Here is a 6,817-nt window from a genome sequence, read left to right as displayed (position 1 = left end):
GTCCGAAATCACATCTGTCCGTAGCACCTAAACAGCATCAGGCACAACACCGCTCACATTAAGCAGACACGCCCTAGTCCAGGTTGCGGTTCCACTCCAGCCAGCCGACACCACTGCGGCCGTCGGCGGTGCGCACCTTCGCCCACGCCCGGGGGAACTGGCTGACCCGGCCATCGGGTGCCGTCAACAGCACCGGGGCATGCGCCAGGATCTCGACGTTCGCCTCGATGTCGCCCGGCTGCAGCGACAGCGTCGTGGACACCGGCAGGTCATCGGCGCCGAGCGCGTATTCGGCTGTCACGCTCTGTAATTCGACAAGCGGTTCACCGGCGCGCTGGCTGTAGCCGATACCGATCGGCGGCATGCCGGGGATCCGGATGTCCACGCCGTGCAGGTGGGTGCCGTCGTCGAGGTGCAATGCACTCCACACCCAATTCATCGACCACCAGTCCCTCACACCCCAGGAGTGGTCACGCTGACCTGCAACCGCGTCGACGGTATGGGTCTGGTCGCCGATGATCACCGTTCCCGAGACCGTGCACGGCAACTCGTAACGCGGGGTGATCCGGTACTGGTAGGGCGTGCCCGCGGTGGTCCAGGTCAACTCCATCGTCACCGGGATCGGGCGCCCGGCCTCGCCACGAAGCAACGCCGACGGATCGTCGTAGGCCTGACCGGTGCCGGTGGCAGTGAGCCGGTAGACCTCAAGCGGCTCGTCGACGTGCAGCCGCAACTCTACGTCCTCGCCCTTGACCACGGCCGGTTCGGCCAGCGGTGCATGAAAGTCGTTGAGCGCAATGGTGGGCATGCCCGGGCCGCAGAACAGCACGTTGATCCACGCAGTGTCCTGATTGGGAATCAATCCCAGGCGGACCCAGCCGCCCAGACCCGCGTCGGCATCGACGAAATCGAAATACCAGCTTTCGTTCCATAGCTCTTCGGCGCCGGGCGGATGCGCGTACTCGTCCTCGACCGCGGGTGCCAGCGGCTCCGGAATCGCCGGGGGCGCAAGGATATCCAGTGCGTTGGTGTCCAGCACATGGCTGCAGTGCCGGTCGAGCAGCGTCATGAACATCTGGTCGCCGCGCTCGGTCCGCTCCACGAGCATCGAGGAGATGATCGCCATCATGACGCCGAAGAAACTCGCCCGGCGCACCCCTTCGCGTACCTGCCCCAGCGTCAGCGTCGTCTCCGGCCCCAGCGCCTGGTGATACGCGGCGAGCAGCTCGTCATAGTGAGCGCGGCGCTGCTCGACGTCGAGCGCACAGCCGATGAAGTAGGCGACGTCGGTGAACGCCGGCCCCTTGGTGACGGTCTGCCAGTCGACGACGGTCAGCGCCCGGTCGGCCCCCTCGGCACCGAACAACATGTTGTCCAACCGATAGTCGCCGTGCACCAGACCCTGCGGCCGCTGTGGTGCGCCCTCCTCGGCCAGGTAGGCGTCGAAGCTGTCGACGAGCCGTTCGCACACCTCACGCTGTTCGGGCGTGATCAACTCCGCATACCGCTCGACGAAGGCCGCATACAGACCCGAGATCAGGGCCTGGTTCACCGGCGCGTCACGGTTGAGCCACTCGGCCTCGTCCACGACGGCGAGATCCTGTACCGATGCGTGCACGCGGCCGAGTTCGGTCAGCGCCACCGTGGCCTGTTCGGCTGTCGCGCCGCGGATCTCGTCGCCGACGACGGCCGGCATCGCATCACCGAGCAACAGGTCGAACGCACCGGTCTGCGGGTCGAACGCAGCGTGGTAACACGGCGCCACCGGGCCACCGGCCAGGGCGGGCGCGATGTCGGCGTAGAACCGCACCTCGCGTTCGTAGAGACCCATGGCGAGCCCGGTCTGGCGGCTGTTGGGATCGGTCGCGGCGACCTTCAACACGACCGACGCGGGACCGGCTGCACCCTCGGTATATGACACAGTCACTCGGTAGCACTCACTCATCTGTCCGGTGCCGATGCGCTCGAAACTGAATCCACTCACTGGGCCAGAGCCCAGCGCGGCGGTGAGCCACTCACAGGTCAGATCGTCGGGGCGTTCCAGTACGGCTGTCTGAGTCGGATGCACACAGGCAACCTAGCAGTGTTCCGGATCACATATGACAGGTGTCAACTAATGGTGAGCCGCCTTGGCGTGCCCGTGGGCACAGGCGTCGGGCGGGGTGGCCGGCACGTCCAGTGCGGGGTTACGGTCGAAAAATCCGAAGGGCTTGAGCCAGAACGACACCACGTCGACGGGCATCACCGGCCAATCCTCCGGCCGGGTGATGTGGTGGATGCCGAAGACGTACCAGAGCACGACGTCGGTGTTGTCGATCGAGCGGTTGGCCTTGGTCCACTCCCCCAGCCCGGTATCGGTCACCGACTGGTTGACGAACTCCCCGGCCGGCCAGCGTTCGTCCGGCCGGTTCGGTGTCACCCACAGGGTGTGGCCGATGACGTTGGCGCGCTGCAGCACCGGGGAGGACGGATCGAACATCGCCGGGATCGCCCCGGTGGGCACCAGTTTGTACGACGGATGCGCGCCCAGACCGTTGACGACGTTGGTGTTGACCACCTTCCAGGCCCGCTGGCTGGCGAAGTTGACGTCCTGCATCCCCTCCTGTTCGGTGCGCAGCGCCTGGTTGCGCACCACCAGCGACAGTCCGTGTGGGTTGTCCGGGCCGATCGGCTCGGCGTGGGACTCGGTCATGTAGACCGTGTTGTCGGTGCCGTCGATGTCCAGGTCGAGCCGGGCGATCAGGAAATGCTGATGGAACGGCGCATAGGTGCGCTCGTCGACCAGCGTGCCGTTCTTGGGTGTCGGCCCGGCCGGAAACGGTGTGGTGACCATGATCCCGGTGGCCCGGACTTCGCACTCGATGCTGCCGTCCTGATAGAGCCGCCAGTACACCAGGTACTCGTAATTGGCGACGGTCACGTGGAACGACAGGGTGAGCCGGCGCATCCGGCGCACCTCGGCACCGGCGTCATGGTCGACGTGCTTCCACAGCACGGCGTTGTCTTCCTCATGGATGCAGATCGCGTTGGTGATGGTGTACGGCTCGCCCGTGCTGTCGTGCAGAACCGCGTCCAGATAACGGATCTCGCCAAGACAGTCGCAGCCGAGCTCAAGGGAGGTGGTCATGAAGCCCAGCCCCCACTCCCCGATGTCGAAGGCGGTGCGGCGGTAGTGATCGACCGAGGAATCCCGGTACGGCACCACCATCTCAGCAAAGGACATCCGATGTGCGACAGAGCGTTCCGTCTCACCGTCGCGGTAGCGCACGGTGTGCAGCGTCATGCCCTCACGATGGTTGAACCCCACCCGCAACGACCAGTTCTGCCACTGCAGCAGGTTGCCGTCCGACGTGAACGACGGCCCGTCGGGCTGGGTGATGTTCAGCGGCTTGAGCGGCTCACGCCGTGAGGCGGCCCGGATCCGCTCGGGGATGTGATGCGGTACGTATTCACCCATCACGTCGGGCATCTCGGCGCTGCCGTCGTCTTCGACCCGCAACACCTCCATGGTGTTGACATCGATGACGCAGTGCAGACCGCTGACCTGGTGGGCGTACGGATTGGCCCCGGCAGCCTTCTTGTACCAGGTGTCCGACCAGCCGAGCCGGCGCTCCCGGTACTCCGGTGGGGCGACCGCATCCCCGTAGGTCCAGGTGTCCATGAACACGTTGTCCAGATCGGTGATTCCGCGTCGCGCCAGCGCGGCGATCACGTCGGGATGCCGCCGCAGTACCTCGTCGCATTCGACGAACTCGTCGACGGTGAAGTTGGCCTGCACGCCTGGGACGTGATCGAAGTTCTCGACCCTGTCCTCGGTCAGTGACACCACGCCCTTGTAGGTGGCGTTGGCCGATCGGTCCAGACAGATCACCGCGGCCCGCCGGGCCGGCACCGTGCCGCCGGCGTCGAAAGCCACCAGTTCGGCCTTGGTCGGCTCGACGAGTTCCACCGAGGTCACCCGCCAGCCGCGGGCGACCCCCTGCTCACGCCGCAATATCGCTGCCACCGCGCGGAACTCGTCGGCGGACAGCGGATCCAGAGGATGCTCCACGTGACCACGCAACCACACCCGAGCGCGTCCCGGCGGCGAAATCACCGAGAGCCACCCGCGAACACGTCAGGACTCGGCGAGCGTGAACCCTTCCCAGGCCTGCCGCCGCTCGGCTCGGGGGTCGTATTCCACGCGCGGCCGTCGGTCGAACACCAATACCGACCGCTTGTCGCGGTCATAGGCCGGCCAGCCGGGCCCGGGTGCACCGGTCTGGCTGAATTCCCGCCACCGCCGCTGCACATCCCGGCTGACCCGTCGAGCGGTTCTGCGGTCGCCCACTGCGGTCAGCAGTGCACCGTAGGTCGTGTGGTACGTGTCGAACACGGCGAGCAGTTCCATGGCATGGGTGGCGCCCAGGCCGGCCCAGTGCAGGGTCCGCGGCGCGTAGTCGTAGCGGTACACATACGTGGGCGCATGCCTGCTGTGCGCCTCGGCGATCTGCCAGGTCGCCGAGGCGAATGCGAAGTCACCGCCGAGCCGCACGCAGGCGGCGCTGCTCGGGTAGTCCGGATAGGCCGCCATGATCCGCCGGCGATCCTCGGGATCGGTACCGGCGAACAGCTTTTCGATCATCGGCTCGTTGGTCGGCAACAACGGCATGAACCGGGTGAACAGCCGGCCCTCGTCGGCGTTGTTGCCGACGATCAGCGGCACCCGGTGTGCAGTGCCGTCGGCCATCGCCGTCACGGGATCGACCGGCAGGTATTCGGTGCCGAACGTCGGACCGACCGGAAACGCCCCCGGCATGTCGGTCTGGCCGCGCATGATCAACGTTTCCAGCGCGCGGCCCAATTCGGCCGGACGGGCCGTCATCAATGCCGCAGCCGCCGGGCCCCCCGCCGGACTGACCAGTTGGGCAAGCTGGTCGGCGAGCCGGGCAGCCACGGCCGCCGAGCTGATCATCCCGCTGGCCGGGCTCTGCGAGATCACCCGAGCGAACAGGCCTTTGGCCTCGGGCACCGCGAGCAGGGTGGCGACGGCATGCGCGCCCGCACTCTCGCCGAAGATCGTGACGTTCTGCGGATCGCCACCGAACACCGCGATGTTGTCGCGTACCCAACGCAGGGCCAAAACCAGATCCCGCAGGAACAGATTGTCGTCGATCGGGTGCTCCGGGGTCGACAACGACGACAGCTCGACACACCCGAGCATGCCGAGCCGGTAGTTGACCGAGACGAAGACACAGCCGCGACGGGCCAGCGCGGCGCCGTCGTAGATCGGAGTCGCCGAACTGCCCATGATGTAGCCGCCACCGTGGACGAAGAACATCACCGGCAACGGATCCTGGGACGGTTTCTCCGGGGCCACCACGTTGAGCGTCAGGCAGTCCTCACCCATCGGCTGGTACTTCCCCACGCCGACGAGGGTGTAGCGGCGTTGCTGGGGTGCGCAGTACCCGAACCCGTGGCAATAACGGACGCCGGGCCAGGGCTGCGCCGGCTCAGGCGCCCGGAACCGCAGGGGACCCACCGGCGGTTTGGCGTAAGGGATGGAGCGCCAACGATGTACGCCGTCGCGCGTGAAGCCTTCGACGATGCCGGCGTTGATCTTTGCCCGGACAGTACGTTCGTGCATGAACCGACCGTATCTAACGACGGCCGCGGCGGCAGGCAGGCACTGGGCGTGCCACGCGCCCGCTAGCCTTGCGGGTATGCGCATCGCTGTGACCGTCGGGGCTGCTGTGCTGTTGGTGGCCTGCTCGCCGGGAGGAGGGCACGAGTCCCAGCCGACCTCGCATCCCCGAATGTCGGCTCCTGCCAATGCCTCACCGACCAAGAGCGCCAAGCCGACCCCGACCACCACCTCCCCGCTGCCCACCACGGCACCCGCCCCGGGAACACCGATGAGCCGGGTGATCAAGTGGGTCGAAGCGGGCACCTCGGCCGATCCGGCCGGTTTCCACACCGCCACCCGCGACGGGCAGCCCACCGATCTCGGCGACGACATCGCGTTCGTCGCCCCGTCGGGCTCGGCCCGCTGCGCCACCGACAAGAACCTCGGCGGCCAACTGGCGTGCCTGATCCATGCCGACGGCCTGCCGTCAAAACCCTCCGACGTCGAGGGCCAGTGGATTCCGGGGTGGGTTGATTTCGCCGGTGAGACGGTCGATATCGGCTCGCTGCACGGGGATCCGGGCCGGTTCGGCTACGGCGACGGGGCGGAACTGACCGCAGGCGAGTCACTGGCCTTCGGTGACTACCGCTGCCGCGCGGACGCCACCACACTGGTGTGCGTCAACTACGCGCATCAGTCGGCGATCCTTGTGAACTCCTCGGGTGTCGAGCCGCTCGGTTGTCTCAAGCCGGTGCCGCCGCCGGTGGGCGTCGGGCGCCAGCTCAGCTGTCCACCCGATTAACGCCAGCCGTCAGCCGCCTTGGCCGCCTCCAGCAGCGCGTCACACAACTGGCGCAGTTCGTCAGTGTCCGCGCCCTCGTCGACCGCGATGGCGACGTCCTCGGCCGCGCACCTGACCTGGTACACCCGATCGGCCAACTGCGCCGCCTCGTCGGCGGACAGCACCACCGAATCCGGGGCCAACGAGGTGCCCTTGACCATGGCGCGCTGCTCGTAGGCGCGTTGCCGGCACGACTGCCGGCAGTACTGACGACGGCGCCCCATCTGTGCGTCGGCGACCTCTCGCCCGCACCACCGACACGGTTGCGGACGGTCGCGTCTGCGGTTCCCGGTCGTCATGGGTCAAGACTGTAGACGGACGTGCTCTGTGATCGGCGTATCATGGACGGTCGAGTCGGGAACTTGGCAACG

General features: G+C 67.1%; 5 protein-coding genes. 1 reads left to right on the top strand and 4 read right to left on the bottom strand.

The features are described from left to right. Positions 1–73: 73 nt before the first annotated feature. The 3 genes from A5733_RS07930 to A5733_RS07920 all read right to left on the bottom strand — a co-directional run bounded on the left by A5733_RS07930 (position 74) and on the right by A5733_RS07920 (position 5,626). On the bottom strand, positions 74–2,068 hold the full coding sequence (locus tag A5733_RS07930; RefSeq protein WP_076239728.1) for a phosphotransferase: 1,995 nt from the start codon (positions 2,066–2,068) through the stop codon (positions 74–76). A gap of 45 nt (positions 2,069–2,113) precedes the next feature. Beyond that, positions 2,114–4,051, bottom strand: coding sequence for a primary-amine oxidase (locus A5733_RS07925; RefSeq protein ID WP_233152648.1), 1,938 nt, complete (start codon positions 4,049–4,051; stop codon positions 2,114–2,116). A 66-nt stretch (positions 4,052–4,117) separates the two neighbouring features. Next, positions 4,118–5,626, bottom strand: coding sequence for a carboxylesterase/lipase family protein (locus A5733_RS07920; protein ID WP_067768380.1), 1,509 nt, complete (start codon positions 5,624–5,626; stop codon positions 4,118–4,120). Positions 5,627–5,702: 76 nt separating this feature from the next. Here A5733_RS07920 and A5733_RS07915 point away from each other — a divergent pair, with 76 nt between their 5' ends. Then, entirely contained in the window at positions 5,703–6,407 is a 705-nt protein-coding gene (locus A5733_RS07915; protein WP_076239726.1) for a hypothetical protein, read from the top strand. Here the strand turns inward: A5733_RS07915 and A5733_RS07910 are convergent. Then, positions 6,404–6,745, bottom strand: coding sequence for a hypothetical protein (locus A5733_RS07910; RefSeq protein ID WP_067768376.1), 342 nt, complete (start codon positions 6,743–6,745; stop codon positions 6,404–6,406). The genes A5733_RS07915 and A5733_RS07910 overlap by 4 nt on opposite strands. Positions 6,746–6,817 lie beyond the last annotated feature (72 nt).

Origin of the sequence: Mycobacterium sp. NS-7484 (assembly GCF_001953975.1) — a bacterium.
GTDB lineage: Bacteria > Actinomycetota > Actinomycetes > Mycobacteriales > Mycobacteriaceae > Mycobacterium.
Note: the sequence above shows the minus strand (reverse complement) of the source record. Positions and strands in the feature narration are given on the sequence as shown.